Source organism: Catellatospora bangladeshensis (assembly GCF_016862575.1).
GTDB classification, from domain to species: domain Bacteria; phylum Actinomycetota; class Actinomycetes; order Mycobacteriales; family Micromonosporaceae; genus Catellatospora; species Catellatospora bangladeshensis.
Genome location: NZ_BONF01000009.1, coordinates 164,762 through 185,142, shown reverse-complemented (window position 1 = coordinate 185,142; position 20,381 = coordinate 164,762). Strand labels below are relative to the sequence as shown.

Here is a 20,381-nt window from a genome sequence, read left to right as displayed (position 1 = left end):
TGAGCCCGTGCCCCGGCGGGCTCACGGACGGCCGCGGTGCCGATCCCACTCGTGCGACAGGATCGACATCACCGTCGCGTCCACCCACCCGTCGCCGTCGCGTTTCACGTCCCGCAGCACACCCTCGGCGACGAAACCGACCTTCTCGTACACCCGGCGCGCCCGCGGGTTGAACGCGAACACCTCCAGCTCGATACGGTGCAGGCCGAGCTGCTCGAACCCGTACCCGACGAACATCCGGATCGCCTCGGTGCCCAGCCCCCGGTCCCGGCCCGCCGGGCCGAGCAGCACCCGGAAGTTGCAGCTGCCGTTCGCGGCGCTCCACTCGTTGAACACGACCTCGCCCACGCACACGTCCGCGGCCCGGTCCACCACCGCCAGGTCCAGCCGGTCGGGCTGCGCGTTGCGGGTGCCGTACCAGCGCCGCAGGACCTTCTCCTGATCCGCCTCGTCGCCGGGCGTGCTGCCGGTCAGCCGGATCACCTCCGGGTCACGCAAAGCAACCCGGATCGCGTCCAGGTCGCCGTCAGCGAACGGGCGCAACACCACCTTTTCACCGGTCAGCGTCGGTTTGACGGAAAAGTCCACGGCTTGTTCCCCGATCATCCCGCGATGATGGCGACCCGTACGCCCCGGCGCAAACAGAAATCCGTCACCACACCCCACGGCACGAACCACCCCAAGGCGACCACCCGCCGCCCCGATGAGGCATGCTGGACACGAACATTGCGACTGGCGGCACGAGGATGGGAACGACCATCGGGGAGCAGGCCGCGGAAGCCGACCGCCTGGGCGACCGCGATGAGGAGCCGCATGTCCGCGCCCACCACCACCGCCCGGCTGCTGCCCGGCAAGCCCGTCGCCGAAGCCGTCCTGGCCGACGTCGCCACCCGCGCCACCGCCCTGCGCGCCCGCGGCATCACCCCCGCCCTGGCCACCCTCCTCGTCGGTGACGACGACGCCAGCGCCGGCTACATCCGCATCAAGCAGCAGCAGGCCGCCGACCTCGGCTTCGTCTCACCCCACGAGCACCTGCCCGCCGGCGCCGGCCAGGCCGACGTCGAAGCCGTCATCAAAGCCTGGAGCGACGACCCGGCCGTACACGGCATGCTCGTGCAGTACCCGATCCCCGGGCACCTCGACTACAACGCCGCCCTCGCCGTCATGGACCCCGACAAGGACGTCGACGGCATGCACCCCGTCAACATGGGCCGCCTCGCCCTCGGCATGCCCGGCCCGCTGCCCTGCACCCCCGCCGGGATCGAAGCGCTGCTCGCCCACTACGACATCCCCGTCGCCGGGCGCGAAGTCGTCATCCTCGGCCGCGGCGCCACCCTCGGCCGCCCCCTGGCGATGCTGCTCGCCCAGAAACGCCCCACCGCCGACGCCGCCGTCACCGTCGTGCACACCGGCGTCAAGGACTGGCCCCGCTACACCCGGCGCGCCGACATCCTCATCGCCGCCGCCGGCGTACCCGGCATCATCCAGCCCGAACACGTCAAGCCCGGCGCGACCGTCGTCGGCGGCGGCGTCCGCTACGAAGGCCGCCGCATCCTGCCCGACGTCGACGAGTCCTGCGCCGACGTCGCCGGGGCCATCACCCCCCGCGTCGGCGGCGTCGGTCCCACCACCGTCGCGATGCTGTTCCGCAACGCCGTCACCGCCGCCGAGCGGGCCAACCCGTGACCGAGGCGAGGGCCGCGGTCGCCGCGCTGCACCGCTACCCGGTCAAGTCGATGCTCGGCGAGCAGCTCACCGCAGCCGACGTGACCGCACGGGGCATCACCGGCGACCGCGCCCTCGCCCTGCACGACACCGCCACCGGCCGCATCGCCAGCGCCAAACACCCCCGCCGGTGGCAGCGGCTGCTCACCCTCACCGCCACCACCGACGACACCGGCGTCCGCATCACCGGCCCCGGCCTGGACACCCACAGCACCGACCCCGCCGTGAGCAAGGCCCTGTCCGAGCTGCTCGGCCGTGACGTCACCCTCACCGCCACCCCGCCCGCGCAGGCCCGCCTCGACCGCGCAGACCCCGACGCCGTCCTGCGCCACGGCCTCACCGACGACACCCCGCTCACCGTCAGCGAGCTGGGCACCGGCGCCCCACCGGGCACGTTCTTCGACTTCGCGCCCCTGCACCTGATCACCACCGGCACCCTGGACACCATCACCGCACTGCACCCGCACCAGCCCGCGGCCGCCCGCCGCTACCGGCCCAACATCGTCATCGACGCCCGCACCGGTGGCTTCCCCGAAGACGAATGGCCCGGCCGCGACCTGCGCATCGGCGCCGACCTCGTCCTGCGGGTCATCGCCGCCACACCCCGCTGCGTGATACCCACCCTCGCCCACGGCGACCTGCCCCGCGACACCGGCGCACTGCGCGTGCTCGCCGACCACCACCGCATCGTGCCGCTGCCCGGCCTCGGCCCCCAGCCCTGCGCCGGCGTATACGCCCAGGTCGTCCAGCCCGGCCGCATCCGGCCCGGCGACACCGTCCGACCGGCCTAGCGCGACACCTGCTGCAGCAGGCCGTACACGAACATCAGCCGCCACACCCCACCGGCCGGCTCGGGCACGTCCACACCCCACCGCGCCGGCACCTCCGGATCGCGCTGCACCGCACCCGGGAACCTCGCCAGCACGTCGTCGACCACACACGACCACGGCGCCAGCGACCCCACCGGCCCCAGCTCCGGCACCGGCGAACCCGCCGCCCGCACCAGCCACCCGTGCAACACGACATCCCCGGCGCCCACCAGCGCCTCGAACCGCAGATCCGGCCACAGGCCAGGCAGGCGCCACCGGTGCGCCGTCATCCGCGCATCCCCGAACGGCACCTCATACCGCTCATCGGCCGGACCCAGCACCGCCCCGTACAGCGCCAGGCCCTTCGGTGCCGTCCGCGAGCGCAGCATCGTCTGCCACCGGTTGTGCGCCGCCATGTACTCCCGATGCGACACACCCAGCTCGACGCACGCCGCCTCGACCAGGTCGGGCTGGAAGTCGAACATCCGCCGCAGCAGCATCAGCTGGAACTCCCGGCGCGCGAACCCCTGCACGCCCCGAGCCTACGGCCGCCGGGCGGCGGCGTCGGCCAGCCGGTCGAACGTACGGTTCAGCACCGCCCGCCGCTCCTGTTTGAAAGCCGGCGACGGCTCCAGATCGTCGATGGTCCGCTCCCAGACGGCCATGAAGGTCTCCTTCCACGCTTCGACGACCCCGGCCTCCGGCAGGCTGCCGGAGGCGTAGCCGGCCTGGACGAGGACGTGCAGCAGCTCCAGGTTGCACGGCACGGCGACACCCCAGTACTCGTCAGGCTCGATGGTGACCGGATCGTCGGCCATCGCCTCGGCGACCTCGGCGACGAGCCGGTCGACGACGATCGACAGGTGATCCAGCGCCGTGTCGCTCTCGAAGTTCCCGCTGCCCCACGTGCCCACGAACACTCCTCGCCCGGATGCCTTGAGTACTGTCGAGCCCTATCGAACCAGGTGGGAGTGACACTCCCGGCCACACGTCGCGAAGCGGGCCTGCCAGCCGCGACAGATCTTGCACCGATGTGGGCATCGGCTACAACAGAAGACAGCCCCCGAAAGGACGAGCGATGCCCGCCCGCCACCGCACCCGCTGGACCGTCGCACTCGCCGCCGCCACCGTGCTGACCCTCGGCTGCGGCGCCCTGCCCGACGACCCCACCCTGCCCGACGACCCCGCACCCCAGCCCAACGCCCCGCAAGCCACCGCCAGCGCCGAAGTCGACGGCACCAAGACCGTCGAAGAGTTCCAGCGCGACGCCCGCGGCGCCGTCGGCCAGGCCGAACGCTACTGGAAAGCCGTCTTCACCGACTCCGGCGTCGCGTTCACCCCCGTGCGCACCGTCAGCCCCTACCGCAACACCGGCGACCTCGCCTGCGGCCCCGAACCCATCCCCGCCAACAACGCCGTCTACTGCCCCGCAGGGGACTTCATCGCCTACGACGCCGACTGGGCCGTCACCGCTTTCCGCCGCATCGGCGACGCGTTCGTGTTCTACCTGCTCGGCCACGAATACGCCCACGCCATCCAGGCCCGCCTCGGCATCGAACACCGCTACGCCATCGACCACGAACTCCAGGCCGACTGCATGGCCGGCGCCTACCTCGGCGACTCCGTCCGCAGCGGCGACCTCACCCTCGCCGACGGCGACCTCGACGAGTTCCGCACCGGCCTGCTCGCCGTCGGCGACCCCGAAGGCCAGCCCTGGTTCGCCCCCGACTCCCACGGCACCGTCCAGCAGCGCACCCGCGCGTTCTTCAACGGATACGAACGCTCCCTCGACGCCTGCGACCTCAGCTGAACCCCCGCACCGGTACGGTGCGTCGGGGCCGCGGCTTCAGCGGCGGCACCGACGCACCGGGCAGGGAAGAGGATCCGCGATGAGGCACCGCGAGGCCGAACAAGACCGGGAGGTGGCCGCGCTCCTGTCGGCGCAGGCGTTCATCGAGATCCGCTATCTGGCCTACGGAGCCAGACATCTACCGGAGGACCAGTCACCGGACAAGACCCTGGAACGTATCCGGTTCCTCGCCGACCTCTGCCACAACCTGCCCGGCATAACCCGGCCGAGGAGATGGTCGCCGTCCCGCCGCGGGGCAACGGCCAGCACCCGCGAGCAGGCCCTGACCCAGCGGCCGATGAGCTGGACCTGGAACACAGCAGGCCCGCAGGCCAGGGCATGGATGCTGGGCCACATCACAGCGCACCATCCCCGGTGGACGCCGCCACCACCCATCCCGCAGCGTCCGAGCACCCCGCCGGCCCTGACACTTCGGCAGGAGGCCAGCGCACTGCTCGGACGCTGGCCGGTGCAGGCCCCACCCGGCGAACAACCACTACCGGAAGCAGCACGCGCACTCAAAGCCGTCGACACCGCCACGGTATGCGCGCTCTACGAAGAAGCCGGGCGCCTACGCCTCGGCCTCGGCAAAGGCGGGCCTTGGCTCCACCACCACCTCCACCCCGACGCAGTCCACCACATCGTCCCCGACCCGGCCGACTACTACTGGCCCGGCCGGCCCGAGGGCAGCGAAGGCACCATACGCTGGTGGCAGTGCACCGTACTGCTGCGGATGTACGACGGCGAACAGGTCAGCAGCATGATCGCCGTCATGCCCGAGACGTTCACGGCACTGCCCCAGAACCTGCCCCGACGCAGGCAGGCCCGCCTCGTTCACCTCGCCCGAGCCACCGAACGCGACACCTACCTCTGGGGCCGCGACCACAAAACCACCTGCGGCCCGCAGACCTGTGGCTACGCACCCGAACCGGCCGAGGGCTGACGCTACGACCGTCAGCCCCGCAGCTCCACCCAATCCGTCACGCCACGCGGCGAACGACACCGCACCCGGCCCGACGGGCGCAGCCGCGCATCCCGCGCGTACCAGGCCGCAAGCTCCCGCTCCGCAGACTCGTCACCGCCGTCCGCGGCCAGCAGCAACGCCGACACCCCATCGGCCAGCCCCAGGTCCGCCCCCGCCAGATCCTCGACCATGCCACCCCAGCCGTCCCACAACAGCAGCTCGTCGCCCTGCCGATGCGCCAGCTCCAGCAGCACGTAGTCGAACACCAACCAGCCCCCGGACAACTGCGGCAGCGACGGATCCACCCCATACCGGTCCACGTCGACCTCACCGCGTCGGTACGCCGACCACACCGACGCCGCCGACGCGAACACCGCACCCGGCACATCCGCCGGATCGAACCCCCAGCCGCGTGCCGGATCCAGCTGGGCGTCCACCCATACCCACCGCTCGCCGTCCCAGAACTCCGCCACCACGTGATCGCAGTGAAACCCCGGCACCAGATACGACGCGAACCCCACCCGCGACCGCGCCGGCACCCCACGCTGCCGCAACGCCGCCACCGTCAGCAACGTGAAGTCCCGGCAACAGCCCACCACCCGCGACCCCACCGGCCGCGGCACCTCCAGCGGCACCGGGAAACGCCCCTGATCAGCGGCAAGGATCCGGTCCACCCACCGGTTGTCGATCTCCGCCAGCCGCCCGCCCTCGAACACGATCCCCGCCGCCCGGTAGTGCACCAGCACGTTGCGCACCACCGCCGCCAGCTCCCGCACCTCACCCGGCAACCCGTCCAGCAACGGCGCGAACCCACCCGGATCGCTGTAGGGGGAGTGGCCCGACCAGTCCCGCACCATCACGACCACCCCTCCACCGGCATCGCCACCTCCGCGTACGGCCCATCCCCGGCCACCGCATCCCAGTCCGCCAGATACACCTCCCGCACCGGACCCGCCGCCACCAGACCCGCATCCCGCACGAACCCGTCCACCGCCGCATACGCCGACATGATCCGCGGATAGAAGCAGTCATCCCGCAGCACCGTGCAGAACACCTCCGTACGCGCCGGCTCCAGCCCACCCGAGAACGGCACACACACCTCGATCGGCGCCGCACAGTCCGGCGTCACCGGCCCCAGATACAGCACCCGCAACGACCCACCCGGCCCCACACCCGAAGCCGCCAGATGCCGCCGCAACACGTCCTCACCCAACCGCATCGCCGCCACCAGCCCCTGCTGATCCACCTCGAACCGCAGCGCCGCCACCTTCACCTCCGGCACCCGCCGCACCGCCACCGCAAACGCCACCTCCGGCACCGCCGCCCGCAACAGCTCGCCCCGCAACTGCGACAGCGTGCCCCGCCGCGCCACCACCGCCGCCTCCTGCGCCGCCCACCACCGCTCCAGCCGCAACACGGCCTCCTCGTCGGACAGCGCCAGCAGCTCGCCGATCACCGCCAGCGGCATCTCCAGCTGGCGCAGCAAGCTGATCCGCCGCGCCCGCGCCAGCTGCTCCACCGCATACCACCGGTAACCCGTCACCGAATCCACCCGCGCCGGGCACAGCAGCCCCGACACGTCATACAACCGCAGCGCCTTCACCGACAGACCCGACCGCCGGCCGAACTCACCGGTCGTCAGCTCACCGCGCCGAACATCCCCAACCGCCACGCGCGCCAGTCTGCGTCCTGCCCCAGGGGCCGGGTAAAGCCCCACAACGAAAAAGCGGGCCGTGCCGCAGCACGACCCGCCCCGAACCCGCACCACTACGGCGCCGGAACCTCCGCCACGACCGCCGTCGGCTGGCCCGTGACCTTGCCGTCGGCGCCCAGCGCCACCGTGAACTCCACGTCCAGGTGCTGCCCCCAGCACGCCTCAGCCGCGTCACCCGCCGCCGTACCATCCGGCGGCACCAGGTCGAACGTCCCCGTGAACGTCAGCGTCTCCGCCACCGCCAGCCGGAAGTGCTCCGCACTGCGCGCCTCACAGGTCACCCCCGTGCCCGTGCCGACCACCTCGCCCAGCCGCGTGTGGATGATCCGCTTGGCCGCCGCGTCAGCCGGATTCGACACGGCCACCCGCACCGTGCCCGTGAACGCCAGCTCACCCAGCTCCTCGAACGTCGCCGAACCCGTCAGCGGCACCTCGAACCGGCTCGCCTGCGTCCCCGGCACCGCCGGCGGCTCAGCAGGCGGAGCGGCGCTCGCCGGACCGGCCAGCGCGCCGGCCGTGACGATGGCCGCAGCGGCAGCCCATCGGACGATCCTGGATACGGACATGTAGAACCCCCGTCGGTGATGACCACGGAACACCCGCAGTACCCGGTCAACTTCCGACGGTGACACTATCGACACAGAACGTGAGCACCAACGGCCTCGGCCGCGTGTCGGCCAGGAAATGCCAGATCAGGGCCTCTCCCACACCGACACGTGCTTCTCGCTCTCACTGCCGAACGGCGTGCCGTCCCAGTCCGCCCAGCGCTCCCGAAGCCGCAGCCCCGCCAGCCGTGCCATCAGGTCGAACTCCGCCGGCCACGCGTACCGGAAGGGAATGGACCGGTACGACCCACGCCCGTCCACCACCTCCACGTAGTTCGAGCTCATCGCCTGCGTGGCCACGTCATAGTGGTCGAACGCCCACCGCGTCGGGGTCACCCGGAACGGCACCGCACTCTGCCCGGCCGGGAGTTTCCGCAGCTCAGGCACCATCACCTCGACGACGAACGTGCCGCCGGGGGAGAGGTGCGCCGCGGCGTTGCGGAAACACTCCACCTGCGCGTCCTGCGTGGTCAAGTTCATGATCGTATTGAAGACGAGATAGACGACCGAGAACGTACCCGCCACCCGCGTCGTGGCGATGTCGCCCATGGTCACCTCGATCGCGTCACCGCCCGGCTTGGCCCGCAGCCGCGACACCATCGCCCGCGACAGGTCGATACCGTGCACCGGCACACCGCGCTGCGCCAGCGGCAGCGCGACCCGGCCCGTGCCGATCGCGAACTCCAGCGCCCGGCCGCCACCGGCCAGCCCCGCCAGCACGTCCACGGCCGCGCCGACCACCTCCGGCCGGAACCAGTCCGACACCGCGTCGTCGTACCCCGCCGCCACCGGCTCGCCGAAGAAGCCGTCCCCGTCGTACGTGGAATCACTCATCGGCGGACCGTACCCCCGGCCGCGATGTCGCGCCCGCGAATATCGGCAGCGCTTACGGTGAAGGATGCCCACACCCCGGCTGCCGCACGTCTACTGGATCGGCGGCGCGAGCGGCGCGGCCAAGTCGACCGTCGCCCGGCGGCTCGCCGAACGCCACGGCCTGCGGCTCTACGCCACCGACGACGTCATGACCGAGCACGCCGCGCGCAGCACCTCCGACGACAGCCCACTGCTGGCAGCCTTCGCCGCCATGGACCTGGACGAGCGCTGGCTGCTGCGATCCCCGCAGGTAATGCTGGACACGTTCCACTGGTACCGCGGCGAGGGCTTCGACCACATCGTCCACGACCTGGCGACGACGCCCACCTCGCCGCCCGTCGTCGCCGAGGGCTTCCGGCTGCTGCCGCACCTGGTCGAGCCGCTGCTCGCGGACCGTACCCACGCGGTGTGGCTGCTGCCCACCCCGGACTTCCGGCGGACCGCCTTCGACACCCGGGGCTCCACATGGAAGATCGCCGGCCGGACCAGCGACCCGGAGCGGGCGCTGCGCAACCTGTTCGAGCGCGAGCGCCTGTTCACCGACCGGCTGCGCGGGGAAGTGGCCCGCCTGAACCTGCCCGCCGTGGAAGTCGACGGCGCGATGTCCGAGGACGAACTCGTCGACCGCGTCGCAACGCTGTTCGGACTCTGAACAACGACGCCCGGCGTCTCCCGCGAGGCTTCCGAAGGCCGCGCCACGCTCAGCCGAACCCTGGGTCAATTACTGGATTGGCATTACCGGTAATTCAATAATCAGAAAACGGGCTCAGGATCAGAGTTCGGCTCATAAATGCCGTACAACATAATGACTGTTATGATGCCGGAACGGAATCTATGTGACCTCAGTGCGTCATTGCCTTCGCGCGCTCCAGAACTCGCATCAGGCCGACTAGCCGTCAGATTTCACGCAGTTGTGTACGGGCCCGTGCGCACACGTCCCCGTCAGCAGGTGCAACAGCCGGGCTGATTCCGTGACCGCCGCAACGCCGACAAGTTCAAGATCTATTACAGTGGCCCTGACCTGCATAAACGCCCTGAGGGCCACGGAGCGGCAACATCGGGGCTTAGCCCATGTCAGACCAACCGTCCCGACACGGCACTAATGCGCTCATCCGGCTCCGTAGCGCTCGTCGGCGGTTCGTTGGCCGCCGCCGCGCACTTCACTGCTCACCGCGAACTCCATCTAAGATGGTCCTGCGCATACCGCGGGCGGTCCGGGGGGTGGGATGACGGAAGCCGAACGGCGCCTCACCGCGGTGGTGGCGCGGCTACTGGCCCTGGTCCGCGAGGGCTTGCCTGAGCCGCCCAGCCCCTATCTGTCCCGCTACCTTCCTGAGCACGTGGCCGAGGCAAATGCCTGGCAGCTGCTCGCGGACGAGGGTGTAGTGATCGACTGGCTGGACCCCCAGCGAGTAGCCGGCGAGGCACTCCGAGTCGCTTTCGGACGATCGGATCTTCCCATGAGCGTCGCCTCGGTGCTCGCGGCCCACCACCTCCTGGTCGCCGCCGCGCCCGAGGACCGGGCCGCCATCCGGGCGATCGAGGCCAGCAGGCTCGGCGGCGCCGAACCCCGGGAACACTTCGCCGGGGTCGGGCGATGGCGTTTCGACTGGTGTCACCACCGCTACGAACCGCTGCACGTGACACTGGGCGCGCACACCGCCAAGGTTACCGTGCTGACGGCCGTCGTGGCCGGACCGAACCGCAAGCTGCTCGCGACCGGGGCCGAGGACGGTGTCGTGCGGCTTTGGGACCCCGAGGCCGGCCAGCCCGTGCTGGACCCGTTGGCGGCGCACGCCGGTGCGGTCACCGCGATCGCCGCCACGGCCGGCGGCTTCGTCACCGGCGGCGAAGACGGAGCCGTTCGGCTGTGGGACGTCAGGACCGGCCGGTTGACCGCCGAGCGGCAGCTGGCCTCGGCGGTGCTCTCGCTGAGCGTCGGCGCGGCAGGAGCAGACCTGGACGAGCATGTTCTGTCGGCGTCGGCCGGCGGGGTCACCGTCTGGTCCGCCGACCTGGAGCCGCGGTCGGAGTTCGCCGCGCCAGGTGTCGAGCTCGCGGTGGCGCTGATTCTGGCAGGCGGTGGCGCCGCGGTCGCCACGGCCGAGAACGGCGAGCTGCGGATCAGGCGGCTTCCGGGCGGTGAGCTGCACACTCGCGGCCAGGGTGGTCCGGTCTTGCACCTCACGGCGGTGCGGACCGGTGACGGGGATGCGATCGCGGTCGCGAACGTGGACGGTGCGGTCATGGTCTGCGACACGGCCACCGGTGCGGTGTCGTCTTCGTGGTCACGAGCGGTCGACTGGATTTCGTGCCTGGCGGCGGTGCCGTCCGGCATCGGCGGCGTGCTGATGGCCGGCACTGACGCGGGCACGGTCTGGGCCCTGGAGCCGAGCGACGGGACGTCCCGGCAGGTCGCCGGGGGCGGGCATCTCGGCCCGGTCACCGCCGTCGGTGGCCTGACGATGTTGGACGGCAGGTCGTTGCTGGCCACGGGCGGTGAGGACGGCACCGTGCGGTTGTGGAGCACCGTGCTGCCGCCTCCCCCGGCCTCCGCGGCGCACCATCGCGGGTCGGTGCGGGCGGCGACATCGGCGGCGAGCGGGTCGGCGACGGTACTGTTCACGGGCAGCGCGGACGGTCTGGTGGTCGGGTGGTCGTTTGACGGTGGTGAGGTCGTCCGGTTGCCGTGGCGGGCGCATTCCGGTGCGGTCACGGTGCTGCAGCGGGTGGCCGGACTGGTGGCCAGTGGCGGTGATGACGGCCGGATACGGCTCTGGTCGCCGGACATGTCGGAGCCCGTGGGGCCAGGGTGGCAGGCCCATGATGGCTGGGTGCGGGCGATCGCCGATCTCGGCGGTTCGTTGTTCGCCAGCGGCGGCAACGACGGCGTGATCAGGGTCTGGGACGGCACCGGTGGCGAGGTGCGGCCACCACTGCGCGGTCACCTGAACGCGGTGCGGACGATGGCCTGCGCCTCGGTGGGTGGGCAGCGGCTGCTGTTCACCGCTGGCAACGATCAGTCGGTGCTGCGGTGGAGCGCTGCGACGTTCGAACCGGCGGGGCCCCCTTTGCGTGGTCACACCGACTGGGTGCGCACGATCGTCGCAGTTCCGGTCGCGGGTGGGGTGCGCCTGGTCACTGGTGGCAATGACGGGTCGATCATCGTGTGGGATGCGGAGAGCGGCCGCCAGCTGCTGCCTGCCATGACCGGCCATCGTGGCACGGTGCGCTCGCTCGGGCTGGTCTCGACCGGTTCGGGTGAGGCGCTGGTGAGCATCGGCGGTGATCAGACGGTGCGTCTGTGGGATGTGGAATCGGGCTCGCCGCTGCATGTCCTGCCGTTGGGGGTGCAGCCGCACATCCTTGTCGCGCAGCGTGATCGGGTTGCCATCGGCACTGACGCGGGTGTTCTTATGCTTGGCGTGACGGGGACTCGCTCGTGAAGGAGGGCCGGGATGCGGGATGCGGTGATGGTCATCCCCGGGATCATGGGCAGCGAGCTCGTCGACGAGCGGACGGACTCGGTGGTCTGGGGTATGGCGGACGTGCGATGGTACGCCGACGCCTGGTTGGGTGGGGACGGCCTGCTGCCACTGATGCCGGGCAGGGCGCCGGTGCGGGCCACGCGGCTGCTTCGCGCGCCGGCGTTCGCGCCGTTCCTGCGTGGAGTGGAGCCCTATACCGAGCTGCTGGCTGCGCTGCGGCAGGTGTGCGCCGACCCGGCGGCGGTGGCCGAGTTCCCGTACGACTGGCGGCTGGCGGTGTCAGTGAACGCCCAAGGGCTGGCGCAGGCGGCGGTGCGGCATCTGGAGCGGTGGCGGCGGCATCGGCTGGGTGATCCGCAAGCGCGTCTGGTGCTGGTCGCCCATTCCATGGGAGGGCTGGTCGCGAGGTGGTTCACGGAGTTGCTCGGCGGTTCGGAGATCACCCGAAGTGTCATAACTATCGGGACGCCGTTCTTCGGCGCGGTCGCGGCCACCAAGATGATCAACTCTGGGCTGGGCACGCCCGTTCCGTTGCCGCACCGGAGGGTGCGTGAGCTGGCTGTGGCGCTGCCGGGTCTTTACGACCTGCTCCCCCGGTACCGGTGTGTGCGCGCCGCAGGGGGGCTGCGCCGACTGGAGCCGGTTGACGTGGCGGATTTCGGCGGCGACCTGGATCTGGCCAAGGCGGCGCTGCCGTTCTCGGCTGAGGCCGATCGGCTGCTCGGGCGGCCGGGGCTGCGTGCGGTCGTCGGGGTGGATCAGCCGACGGCTCAGTCGCTGGAGATCGTGGAGGGCGTGGTCACGGTGCACGACTTCCTCGCTGGCGCCGAGAACCGGGCCGGTGACGGCACCGTCTACCGTGATGCGGCTGCGCCGCCGGGCGTGGAGCCCACGTACGTGTCGCAGGGGCACGGGGCGCTGGCACGGACGGCCGAGGTGATCGCACATGTGCGGGCGGTCCTGACGGAGTCGCCGCTCGGGCCGCCGCTGGGTGCCGAAGGTGTGGGTGTGGAGGTGCCTGATGTGGTCCAGGTCGGCGAGCAGTTCGACGTCGTGGCGGTGAACCGCTCGGATCCTGCGCGAGTGACGTGCCGTGTGGTCGACGCCGGGACCGGGGCGTCGGTGGCGCGGCCCGTATTCGTCGCGGCGGGTGGAGCCACGGTCGCGTATGTGCGTCTGCCGGCTCGCGGTCTGTACCGGGTCGAGGTCAAGAGTGGTGGCGCGTCGGCGGTGCGCCAGTTGGTACTTGCGACGTCATGACGGGCGGGGGCGACAGCTTCGAGGTGCTGCTGGTCGGGGTCGGCGCGTACGCCCATCACGACCCGATCTCCGACATGGAGGTGCAGCTGCGGCGGGTGGCCGAGCTGTTTCGGGAGTTGGGTGGGTTGTCGGGGTCGCCTTGGCCGCCGCCGGCCGGGCCGAGCATGTCTGCGGTCAACGAGGAGCTGCGTCGGTGGTCGGAGCCGGATCCGGCGCGTTGTTCGGTGGTGGTGTGGCTTGGCCACGGCGAGAGCGACGGCGACGATGCGTGGCTGGGTGTCTACGAGACCGGTAAGCCGATGCGCGGTACGGGCCTCAGTCCGCACGCGGTCGCTGATCATGTGGTGAACGAGTGGCAGCGGCGTGCGGCGCATGCGGACGCCTGGGCGATGGTGGTGGTGGAGGCGTGTGGTGCCGACACGTTCGTGCGGCGTCTGGCGTCTCACCTGCTCGGCCGTCACACGAGCCCGCAACGGCTGGCGCTGATCGGGTCCGGTGGTGAGGGCACCGGGTATCTGGGGAGGTTTTCCGACGCGCTGGAGGCGACGCTGCGGTCGTACACGGACAATGACGAGTCGGTGTCCCTGAAGGATCTGGTTGGCCGGCTGGAGGATCGGCTGGAGGAGGGCTGCGCTCATCTGCTGTCCGCGCGGAGGGCCGCTCGGCTGGTGCGGCGCCGGGTGTTGCCGGGCCCGGTCAACGCGCCGCTGGACCTGTATGAGGAGTTCCGGCGGTTCCTGTTGGGTCTGTCGGCCGATGAGCGGACGCATTTCCTGCCGAAGGCGCAGGGTGGGGAGCTGGGTGAGCTGGCGTGGCATTTTGTGGGGCGTGCTGAGGAGAGCCGCCGGATCGTGGACTGGCTGCGGGGTTCGGGCCGTGGCCTGTATGTGGTGACCGGTCCGCCGGGCGTGGGTAAGTCGGCCCTGCTCGGTAACGTGCTGGTCGAGTCCGATCCGGGTATGCGGGATCTGCTGGCCCGCGCTACGGACTACGTGCCTGTGTACGCGGCTCCGGCGCGGGCTTTCCACGCGGTGATGAGCCTGACGGGGTTGCGTGTCAGCGACGTGGTCGAGCGTCTGGCGTGGGCTTCCGGTGTGGGGTCGGTCGACGGCGTCGATGGGCTGGTTGCCGCGTTGCACGCACGTGGAATGCCGTTTCGGGTCCTTGCTGATGCGCTGGATGAGGCGCAGGAGCCGCAGGCGTTGGCGAGCGGCGTGTGGCGGCGGCTGGTGGGGGTGCCCGGCTGCCGGGTGGTGCTGGGGATGCGCCCGGCGACGGGCACCGATCCGGATGTGGCGGGGCCGGCCGGCGAGGATCTGCTCGCGTTGTTGCGGGGGCCCGACACGCAGGTGCAGACGCTGGGTCATGACCCAGCGGCGGTGGGTGCGTACGTGCGGCGGCGGCTGGTCATGGCGGGGGTAGCCGATTCGGGTGCGGTCGACTGGGTGGTGGAGGCGTTGCGGGGCCGGCATTTCCTGTTCGCGCGGCTGGCGATACATGAGATATTGGCGCGTCCTCAGTTGCTGCTGCCGCATCGACGGCTGAGGCTTGCCAGGTTGCTGGACAGGGACCACCGGGCGCTGTTCGCGGAGGCGATCGAGCGGCTGAACCACCGGTTTCCGCTGGCGGAGCCGACCTTGGAGGCGTTGGCGTGCGCGCGGGGGCGTGGGTTGCCGCGGGCGGACAAGCTGTTGACGACGGTGGCCGCAGCGCTGTCGTCGGCCGGGGAGGTGCGTGAGGCCGATGTCGACGACGTTCTGGCGGCGGCAGCGCCGTACGTGATGATCGATGCGGAGGACGGAACGACGGTGTACCGGTTGGCTCACCAGACCTTCCGGGAGTATTTCCGGCCGTCGTGAGGGTCGGGGCTATCCGTCCTCGGCCAGGCGTGCCCAGCTGACGAGCAGTTCGAAGAGTTCCCGCCGGTGGTCGAACGCCTCGGTCGCGGGGCGGGCCAGTCCGTAGTGCACCGCCCCGACGGGTTCGGCGCGCTGGGCCGCGCGGAGCATCGCGGGGGCGAGCCAGGTGTATTTGGCTGCTCCGGTCGCGGCTATCCCCCGGCGTACCGTCGCCACGTCGAGCCGGCATCCGCTGGCACGTAGGCCCGCCAGGTATCCCTCGGTGCTGGCCGATACCAGTTCGGGCAGGATGGACGGCGGGTAGAGCCCGTCGGTCATCGAGTCGACGATCAGGTTGGAGACGTCTTCGCCGACGGCGCCTTCGCCGATGAACGCCCAGTCGATGATTGAGTACTGGTCGCCTGTGGTGAAGAGGTTCATTGGCCATACGTCCAGGTGGCACAGTGTGCGTGGGAGCGCGGCGGCGACGGCGAGCAGCTCGCGGCGGCGTTCCCAGAGCCGTTGCAGTCCGGCGCGCAGGTGCGGGGGCCAGGTCTGGGCGAATGCTCCGGTCCAGTCCGGGTCGGGATCGACGTCCCGGTCAGCCAGGTACTGGCCGAGCCAGTTGTGTGACAGCCAGCTGATCCTCGGCACCTGGTGCACGAAGCGTGCCTGGGCCCGGCCCAGGCGGTTCGCGAAGTCGCCGGAGTCGGCGACCGTCCACGCGGCGGCGGTGCGGCCGGGACAGTCGGCCAGCACGAGCCGCCAGCGGCCTTCGGGCAGTTTCCGGGCGTCGAGGACCGCGGGCGCGCAGAGGCCGGCATCGGCGAAGACCTCACGGCACAGACCCGTGCGGTATGCCAGCAGCTCGCGTTTCCAGTAGTTCCAGTGAAGGGGATCGGTGCTGGTCTGCCATTGCGGTGAACCGGTGAAAGCGGTCGGCGGCGGCTGGATGATCTTTTCGATCGCCGTGGTCGTGCCGTGGCGCACCCGCCAGACCCCGACCGTGGCGGGGTTGCCGGCGTTGAAGGGCAAGGGCTGCGCGTCGGCTTGCACGTGGCCTCCTCCCGTGGCGCATATTCTCTTCATTGTGGCGTTGCACCTGGCTCAGGACGAGGAAGTCGATCGTCGATTGGCTGACGATCCGCTGGCGCTGCTGATCGGGATGCTGCTCCACGACGACCAGCACCCGGTGGAGCGTGCGTTCATGGCACCGGTGCGGTTGGCCGAACGGCTGGGGGTCGAGCGCCTCACCGTGACGCACCTGTGCGAGGTGGACATGGGTCTGCTCACGGCGGCGTTCGCGAAGGTGCCGGTGCTGCATCCGTTTCCGGCGGTGAAGGCGCAGCGGGTACGGCGGCTGTGCGAGCATCTGACGCGGGGTTACGGCGGAGATGGGGCCCGGGTGTGGGCGGATCCGTTGGCGTGGGTGGTGCTTGCGCGGCTGCGTGAGCTGCCGGGGTTCGACCGGCAGAAGGCGCAGATCTTCCTCGCGCTGCTCGGCAAGCGCCTGGGCGTGCGGCCGCAGGGCTGGCAGGCGGCGGCCGGCCGGTACGGCACGGAGGACGTGTTCCTGTCGGTGGCCGACATCTCAGACGACGTCTCGCTAGGCAGGGTGCGTCAGTACCGCAAGCGCCTGGTGCCGGAGGCTTCCGAGCCGGCCTGGTCGACGGGTCCGGCCGCTGCCGGTCCGGCTCAGACCGCAGGCTGACCTGGTGCCGGGCGGCCAGGAAGCGGGATGAGTCCGGCGTCGGTGGGACGGAAGCCGCAGGTGTCGAAGTAGAAGCCGCGCAGGTGTGGCTCGAAGTCGACGTGGAGCCATTCGCATCCGGCCGCCGCCGCCTGCCGTGCCGCCTCGGCCACCAGCCCGGTGCCGACGCCGCGGTGGCGCTGGTCGGCGGCGACCACGGTGTCCAGCAGGAACGCGTGGCCGCCGCCGTCCCAGGCGACATTGACGAATCCGGCGAGCCGCGCACCGTCACGCGCGCACACCCAGCCGAGGCTGTGTCGGCTGACCTGTGCCCACCAGTCGTGGCCGGACGGTTCGTACCCGAAGCCCACGGCGTGCAGCGCGTCGAGTTCGGTGTTGTCGAAGGGTGTACGCCAGCTGTAGGTGATGGTCATGGCCGGACGGTAGGCCGGGGTGTGCGACCTGGCCAGCGGTATATTGGTCAGCGCACCTGTGTCAGGCGGCGGCGCGCTCGTCGAGGGGGCGGCGGCGCAGGCGCCGGTCGGCCAGCGCGGGAGGCTGCCAGGCGCCGTCGGGCCGGTAGAGGTCGGTGCCAGGCGTGACTATCCCGTCGATGCGGTCGAGGGTGGCGTCGTCGAGCGCGAGTTCTGCTCCCTTGAGGGCGGCGTCGAGCTGCTCCGTGGTGCGCGGTCCGAGGATGGTCGCGGTGACGGCGGGGTGGGCCTGGGTGAACGCGACGGCGAGCGCGGGCAGTGTGGTGTCGAGGTCGGCGGCGAGCGCGGTGAGTTGTTCGAGTGCGGCGTATTTGGCGTGGTTGCCTGCGGCCGCGGGGTCGAAGCGGTGTGGGGTGAGGGCGGCGCGGCCGGTGGTGAGGTCGACGGTGTCGCGCTGGATGCGTCCGGAGAGGAAGCCGGAGGCGAGGGGGCTCCAGGTGAGTACGCCCATGCCGTATCGCTGGGCGACGGGCAGGATGTCGGCTTCGATGCCGCGGGCGAGCAGGGAGTACGGCGGCTGTTCGGTGCGGAAGGGGCTGATGCCGCGCTGGTGGGCGGCGTGGTGGGCTTCGACGAGTTCTTCGGCGGGGAAGGTGGAGCAGCCGTAGGCGCGGATTTTGCCGGCGCGGACGAGGTCGTCGAGGGTGGCGAGGGTTTCGGCGATGTCGGTGGTGTGGTCGGGGCGGTGGATCTGGTAGAGGTCGATCCAGTCGGTCTGGAGGCGGCGGAGGCTGTCGTCGACGGCGGTGAGGATCCAGCGGCGGTTGTTGCCGCCGCGGTTGCGGCCGGAGCCCATGGGGAAGTGGACTTTGGTGGCGAGGATGACGTCGTCGCGGTGGTGCTGGAGGGCTTTGCCGACGATGGTCTCGGATTCGCCGGCGGAGTACATGTCGGCGGTGTCGATGAAGTTGATGCCGTGGTGGAGGGCGTGGTGGATGATGCGGGTGCAGTCGTCGTGGTCGGGGTTGCCGACGCTGCCGAGCATCATGGTGCCGAGGCAGTAGGTGCTGACGTCGATGCCGGTGCGGCCGAGTGTGCGGTAGCGCATGTGGTGCTCTCCCCTGGTCTCCCGCAAGGCGGGATTCGATCTTGGGGTTGAGCGTAGGTGCTGGAGTGCGCTCCAGGTCAAGCCGGTGCGGCGGGCCGGGATCCGCGGCCCGCCGTGGGTCAGGCGGTTTTGGTGCCGGCTGCGGCCTGTTCGGTGCGGGTGCGCAGGTCGGGCAGGTCGATGCCGTGGTCGGTGAGGATGCGGGCGGCGAGGCCGCGGCCTTCGCGGATGAGGCCGAGCAGGATGTGTTCGGTGCCGATGTGGCGGTGTTTGAGGCGGAGGGCTTCGCGCAGGGAGAGTTCGAGCACGACTTTGGCGCGGGGGGTGAACGGGATGTGGCCGGGGCTGGTGGGGGTGGCGCGGCGGCGTCCGAACAGTCCGCGGCGGGCGGGTGGGCTGGGCGGGGTGAGGGCGCCCGGGCCGAAGTTCTCTTCGAGTTTGGCTTTGACGGCTTCGAGGTCGATGCCGATGGCTTCGAGTGCGGCGGCGTCGGCGGCGCCGAGGGGTTCGGTGGCGTCGGCGAGGCGGGTGACGTCGGCGGCGACCTGGTCGTGGCGCAGGCCGGTGGCGGTGAGCAGGTTGTGGGCGAGGCCGGTGTCGGGGCCGGGGCGCAGGAGCGCGAGCAGGAGGTGTTCGGTGCCGATGTGGTGCTGGCGGAGTTGGCGGGCTTCGGTCTGGGCGCCGTTGACGGTGGCGCGGGCGGCGTCGGTGAATCGTTCGAACATCATTTCTCCCGTCGGTCCGGTTCGGGCCAGCGTGCGGCGTGTTTCTTGTGTACGGCCTGGCGGCTGACCTCGAGGGCGTCGGCGATGTCCTGCCAGGACCAGCCGGCTCGGCGGGCGTTGCCGACCTGCAGCACTTCGAGGGTTTCGAGGAGTCTGCGCAGGGCGAGCACGGCGCGTAGGCCGGTGCCGGGGTCGGTGCTGCCGGCCGCGGCGGCGAGTTTGGTCGCGTCGCTCATGGTGTCAATGTAGGTTGACGCGTACCGGGTTGTCAACTTGAGTTGACAGCGACCGGCCGCGCCCCGCGGAAACGGGAGGCGCGGCCGGTCGAATGGGGGGCCTGGTGTCAGCCCTTGAGGAAGGCGAGCAGGTCGGCGTTGAACTCGTCCTGGTGGGTGGCGGTCAGGCCGTGCGGCGCCCCCGGGTAGACGTGCAGGGTGCTGTCCTTGATGAGCTTGGAGGACTTGTTGGCGGCGGCGACGATCGGCACGATCTGGTCGTCGTCACCGTGGATGATCAGCGTGGGCACGTCGATCTTCTTGCAGTCCTCGGTCAGGTCGGTCTCGGAGAAGACCTTGATGCAGTCGTACGCGCCCTTGAAGCCGACGGTCATGCTCATCAGCCAGAAGTGGTCGCGGATGCCCTGGCTGACCTTGCTGCCGGGCCGGTTGGCGCCGTAGAACGGGGCGCTGAGGTCCTGGTAGTACTGGGAGCGGTCGCGTTCGACGCCGGCGCGGATGTCGTCGAAGACGGAGCGGGGCAGGCCTTCGGGGTTGGCGTCGGTCTGCAGCATGAGCGGCGGGATGGCGCCGACGAGCACGGCCTTGGCGACGCGGTCGGTGCCGTGGCGGCCCATGTAGCGGGTGATCTCGCCGCCGCCGGTGGAGTGGCCGACGAGCACGATGTCGCGCAGGTCGAGTTTCTCGATGACGGCGGCGAGGTCGTCGGCGTAGGTGTTCATGTCGTTGCCGTCCCACGGCTGGCTGGAGCGGCCGTGGCCGCGCCGGTCGTGGGCGATGGCGCGGAAGCCGTTGGAGACGACGTACCACATCTGGTCGTCCCAGGCGTCGGCCGTGAGGGGCCAGCCGTGGCTGAAGACGACGGGCTGCCCGGTCCCCCAGTCCTTGTAGAAGATCTCGGTGCCGTCCTTGGTGGTGACTTTGCCGGTGCTCACGGTCGGTTACCTCCGTGCTCGGTGTGGTTTCGGCTGCGGGCGGCACGCGCGTGCTGCGCTGCGGGCGCGAGCGCCGACCTGCCGACCGTAACACTGTCATCACGGTGGGTAGCTGCGTTCCGCGAGCT

The 20,381-nt window shown here is 70.9% G+C and carries 21 protein-coding genes, 1 pseudogene and 1 riboswitch; of the genes and pseudogenes, 9 read left to right on the top strand and 13 right to left on the bottom strand.

Features of this window, described 5'->3' with window-relative positions:
* Positions 1-21: 21 nt before the first annotated feature.
* Positions 22-588 carry a GNAT family N-acetyltransferase gene (locus Cba03nite_RS08200; protein ID WP_239125558.1) on the bottom strand — a complete coding sequence of 189 codons (567 nt, stop codon included), beginning with the start codon at positions 586-588 and terminating at the stop codon, positions 22-24.
* Positions 589-718: 130 nt separating this feature from the next.
* A riboswitch (ZMP/ZTP riboswitch) is annotated at positions 719-801 on the top strand.
* 12 nt (positions 802-813) lie between these two features.
* On the opposite strand from Cba03nite_RS08200, the gene Cba03nite_RS08195 reads away from it, so the two are divergent.
* Positions 814-1,686 (top strand): bifunctional 5,10-methylenetetrahydrofolate dehydrogenase/5,10-methenyltetrahydrofolate cyclohydrolase, encoded by an 873-nt coding sequence (locus Cba03nite_RS08195; protein WP_203743706.1) that lies wholly within the window; start codon positions 814-816, stop codon positions 1,684-1,686.
* On the top strand, positions 1,683-2,516 hold the full coding sequence (locus Cba03nite_RS08190; protein ID WP_239125557.1) for an MOSC domain-containing protein: 834 nt from the start codon (positions 1,683-1,685) through the stop codon (positions 2,514-2,516). Before Cba03nite_RS08195 ends, Cba03nite_RS08190 begins: the two co-directional genes overlap by 4 nt.
* Here the strand turns inward: Cba03nite_RS08190 and Cba03nite_RS08185 are convergent.
* Together Cba03nite_RS08185 and Cba03nite_RS08180 are read right to left on the bottom strand one after the other, a co-directional pair.
* On the bottom strand, positions 2,513-3,067 hold the full coding sequence (locus Cba03nite_RS08185) for a hypothetical protein (protein WP_203743704.1): 555 nt from the start codon (positions 3,065-3,067) through the stop codon (positions 2,513-2,515). The two genes, Cba03nite_RS08190 and Cba03nite_RS08185, sit on opposite strands and share 4 nt — an antisense overlap.
* Before the next feature lie 9 nt (positions 3,068-3,076).
* Entirely contained in the window at positions 3,077-3,448 is a 372-nt protein-coding gene (locus Cba03nite_RS08180; RefSeq protein WP_203743702.1) for a DUF4259 domain-containing protein, read from the bottom strand.
* Between the two features lie 164 nt (positions 3,449-3,612).
* On the opposite strand from Cba03nite_RS08180, the gene Cba03nite_RS08175 reads away from it, so the two are divergent.
* Positions 3,613-4,344, top strand: a complete 732-nt coding sequence (locus tag Cba03nite_RS08175) for a neutral zinc metallopeptidase (RefSeq protein WP_203743700.1) — start codon at positions 3,613-3,615, stop codon at positions 4,342-4,344.
* A gap of 79 nt (positions 4,345-4,423) precedes the next feature.
* Positions 4,424-5,326: a hypothetical protein gene (locus Cba03nite_RS08170; protein ID WP_203743698.1), complete on the top strand. Its 903-nt coding sequence runs from the start codon at positions 4,424-4,426 to the stop codon at positions 5,324-5,326.
* Positions 5,327-5,337: 11 nt separating this feature from the next.
* Here Cba03nite_RS08170 and Cba03nite_RS08165 read toward each other — a convergent pair whose 3' ends face one another.
* The 4 genes from Cba03nite_RS08165 to Cba03nite_RS08150 all read right to left on the bottom strand — a co-directional run bounded on the left by Cba03nite_RS08165 (position 5,338) and on the right by Cba03nite_RS08150 (position 8,500).
* Positions 5,338-6,204: a transglutaminase-like domain-containing protein gene (locus Cba03nite_RS08165; protein ID WP_239125587.1), complete on the bottom strand. Its 867-nt coding sequence runs from the start codon at positions 6,202-6,204 to the stop codon at positions 5,338-5,340.
* Positions 6,204-7,019 (bottom strand): MerR family transcriptional regulator, encoded by an 816-nt coding sequence (locus Cba03nite_RS40230; RefSeq protein ID WP_203743694.1) that lies wholly within the window; start codon positions 7,017-7,019, stop codon positions 6,204-6,206. Before Cba03nite_RS40230 ends, Cba03nite_RS08165 begins: the two co-directional genes overlap by 1 nt.
* Positions 7,020-7,114: 95 nt before the next feature.
* The gene (locus tag Cba03nite_RS08155) at positions 7,115-7,627 is read right to left on the bottom strand and encodes a hypothetical protein (protein WP_203743692.1); all 513 of its coding nucleotides are present in this window, start codon (positions 7,625-7,627) and stop codon (positions 7,115-7,117) included.
* 126 nt (positions 7,628-7,753) lie between these two features.
* On the bottom strand, positions 7,754-8,500 hold the full coding sequence (locus Cba03nite_RS08150; RefSeq protein WP_203743690.1) for a class I SAM-dependent DNA methyltransferase: 747 nt from the start codon (positions 8,498-8,500) through the stop codon (positions 7,754-7,756).
* 64 nt (positions 8,501-8,564) lie between these two features.
* On the opposite strand from Cba03nite_RS08150, the gene Cba03nite_RS08145 reads away from it, so the two are divergent.
* From Cba03nite_RS08145 to Cba03nite_RS08130, 4 genes are all read left to right on the top strand, one after another.
* Complete coding sequence (locus Cba03nite_RS08145; RefSeq protein ID WP_203743688.1) at positions 8,565-9,191, top strand: cytidylate kinase family protein; 627 nt, start codon at positions 8,565-8,567, stop codon at positions 9,189-9,191.
* A 574-nt stretch (positions 9,192-9,765) separates the two neighbouring features.
* Positions 9,766-11,985 (top strand): WD40 repeat domain-containing protein, encoded by a 2,220-nt coding sequence (locus Cba03nite_RS08140; protein ID WP_203743686.1) that lies wholly within the window; start codon positions 9,766-9,768, stop codon positions 11,983-11,985.
* A 12-nt stretch (positions 11,986-11,997) separates the two neighbouring features.
* The gene (locus Cba03nite_RS08135; RefSeq protein WP_203743684.1) at positions 11,998-13,287 is read left to right on the top strand and encodes an alpha/beta hydrolase; all 1,290 of its coding nucleotides are present in this window, start codon (positions 11,998-12,000) and stop codon (positions 13,285-13,287) included.
* On the top strand, positions 13,284-15,146 hold the full coding sequence (locus Cba03nite_RS08130; protein WP_203743682.1) for a hypothetical protein: 1,863 nt from the start codon (positions 13,284-13,286) through the stop codon (positions 15,144-15,146). Before Cba03nite_RS08135 ends, Cba03nite_RS08130 begins: the two co-directional genes overlap by 4 nt.
* A 9-nt stretch (positions 15,147-15,155) precedes the next feature.
* Here the strand turns inward: Cba03nite_RS08130 and Cba03nite_RS08125 are convergent, their stop codons facing one another.
* On the bottom strand, positions 15,156-16,181 hold the full coding sequence (locus Cba03nite_RS08125; RefSeq protein ID WP_203744193.1) for a protein kinase family protein: 1,026 nt from the start codon (positions 16,179-16,181) through the stop codon (positions 15,156-15,158).
* Positions 16,182-16,194: 13 nt separating this feature from the next.
* Here Cba03nite_RS08125 and Cba03nite_RS08120 point away from each other — a divergent pair, with 13 nt between their 5' ends.
* Positions 16,195-16,836, top strand: coding sequence for an HhH-GPD-type base excision DNA repair protein (locus Cba03nite_RS08120; RefSeq protein ID WP_239125556.1), 642 nt, complete (start codon positions 16,195-16,197; stop codon positions 16,834-16,836).
* Here Cba03nite_RS08120 and Cba03nite_RS08115 read toward each other — a convergent pair.
* The 5 genes and pseudogenes from Cba03nite_RS08115 to Cba03nite_RS08095 all read right to left on the bottom strand — a co-directional run bounded on the left by Cba03nite_RS08115 (position 16,821) and on the right by Cba03nite_RS08095 (position 20,253).
* Positions 16,821-17,249 (bottom strand): GNAT family N-acetyltransferase, encoded by a 429-nt coding sequence (locus Cba03nite_RS08115; protein WP_203743678.1) that lies wholly within the window; start codon positions 17,247-17,249, stop codon positions 16,821-16,823. The two genes, Cba03nite_RS08120 and Cba03nite_RS08115, sit on opposite strands and share 16 nt — an antisense overlap.
* A 61-nt stretch (positions 17,250-17,310) precedes the next feature.
* On the bottom strand, positions 17,311-18,357 hold the full coding sequence (locus Cba03nite_RS08110) for an aldo/keto reductase (protein ID WP_203743676.1): 1,047 nt from the start codon (positions 18,355-18,357) through the stop codon (positions 17,311-17,313).
* Positions 18,358-18,491: 134 nt separating this feature from the next.
* A pseudogene (locus Cba03nite_RS08105) lies at positions 18,492-19,082 on the bottom strand (Clp protease N-terminal domain-containing protein); the annotation flags it as partial.
* Entirely contained in the window at positions 19,082-19,318 is a 237-nt protein-coding gene (locus Cba03nite_RS08100) for a helix-turn-helix domain-containing protein (RefSeq protein WP_203743672.1), read from the bottom strand. The gene Cba03nite_RS08100 and the pseudogene Cba03nite_RS08105, both read right to left, overlap by 1 nt.
* A 107-nt stretch (positions 19,319-19,425) precedes the next feature.
* Positions 19,426-20,253 (bottom strand): alpha/beta fold hydrolase, encoded by an 828-nt coding sequence (locus tag Cba03nite_RS08095; protein ID WP_203743670.1) that lies wholly within the window; start codon positions 20,251-20,253, stop codon positions 19,426-19,428.
* Positions 20,254-20,381: the final 128 nt, after the last annotated feature.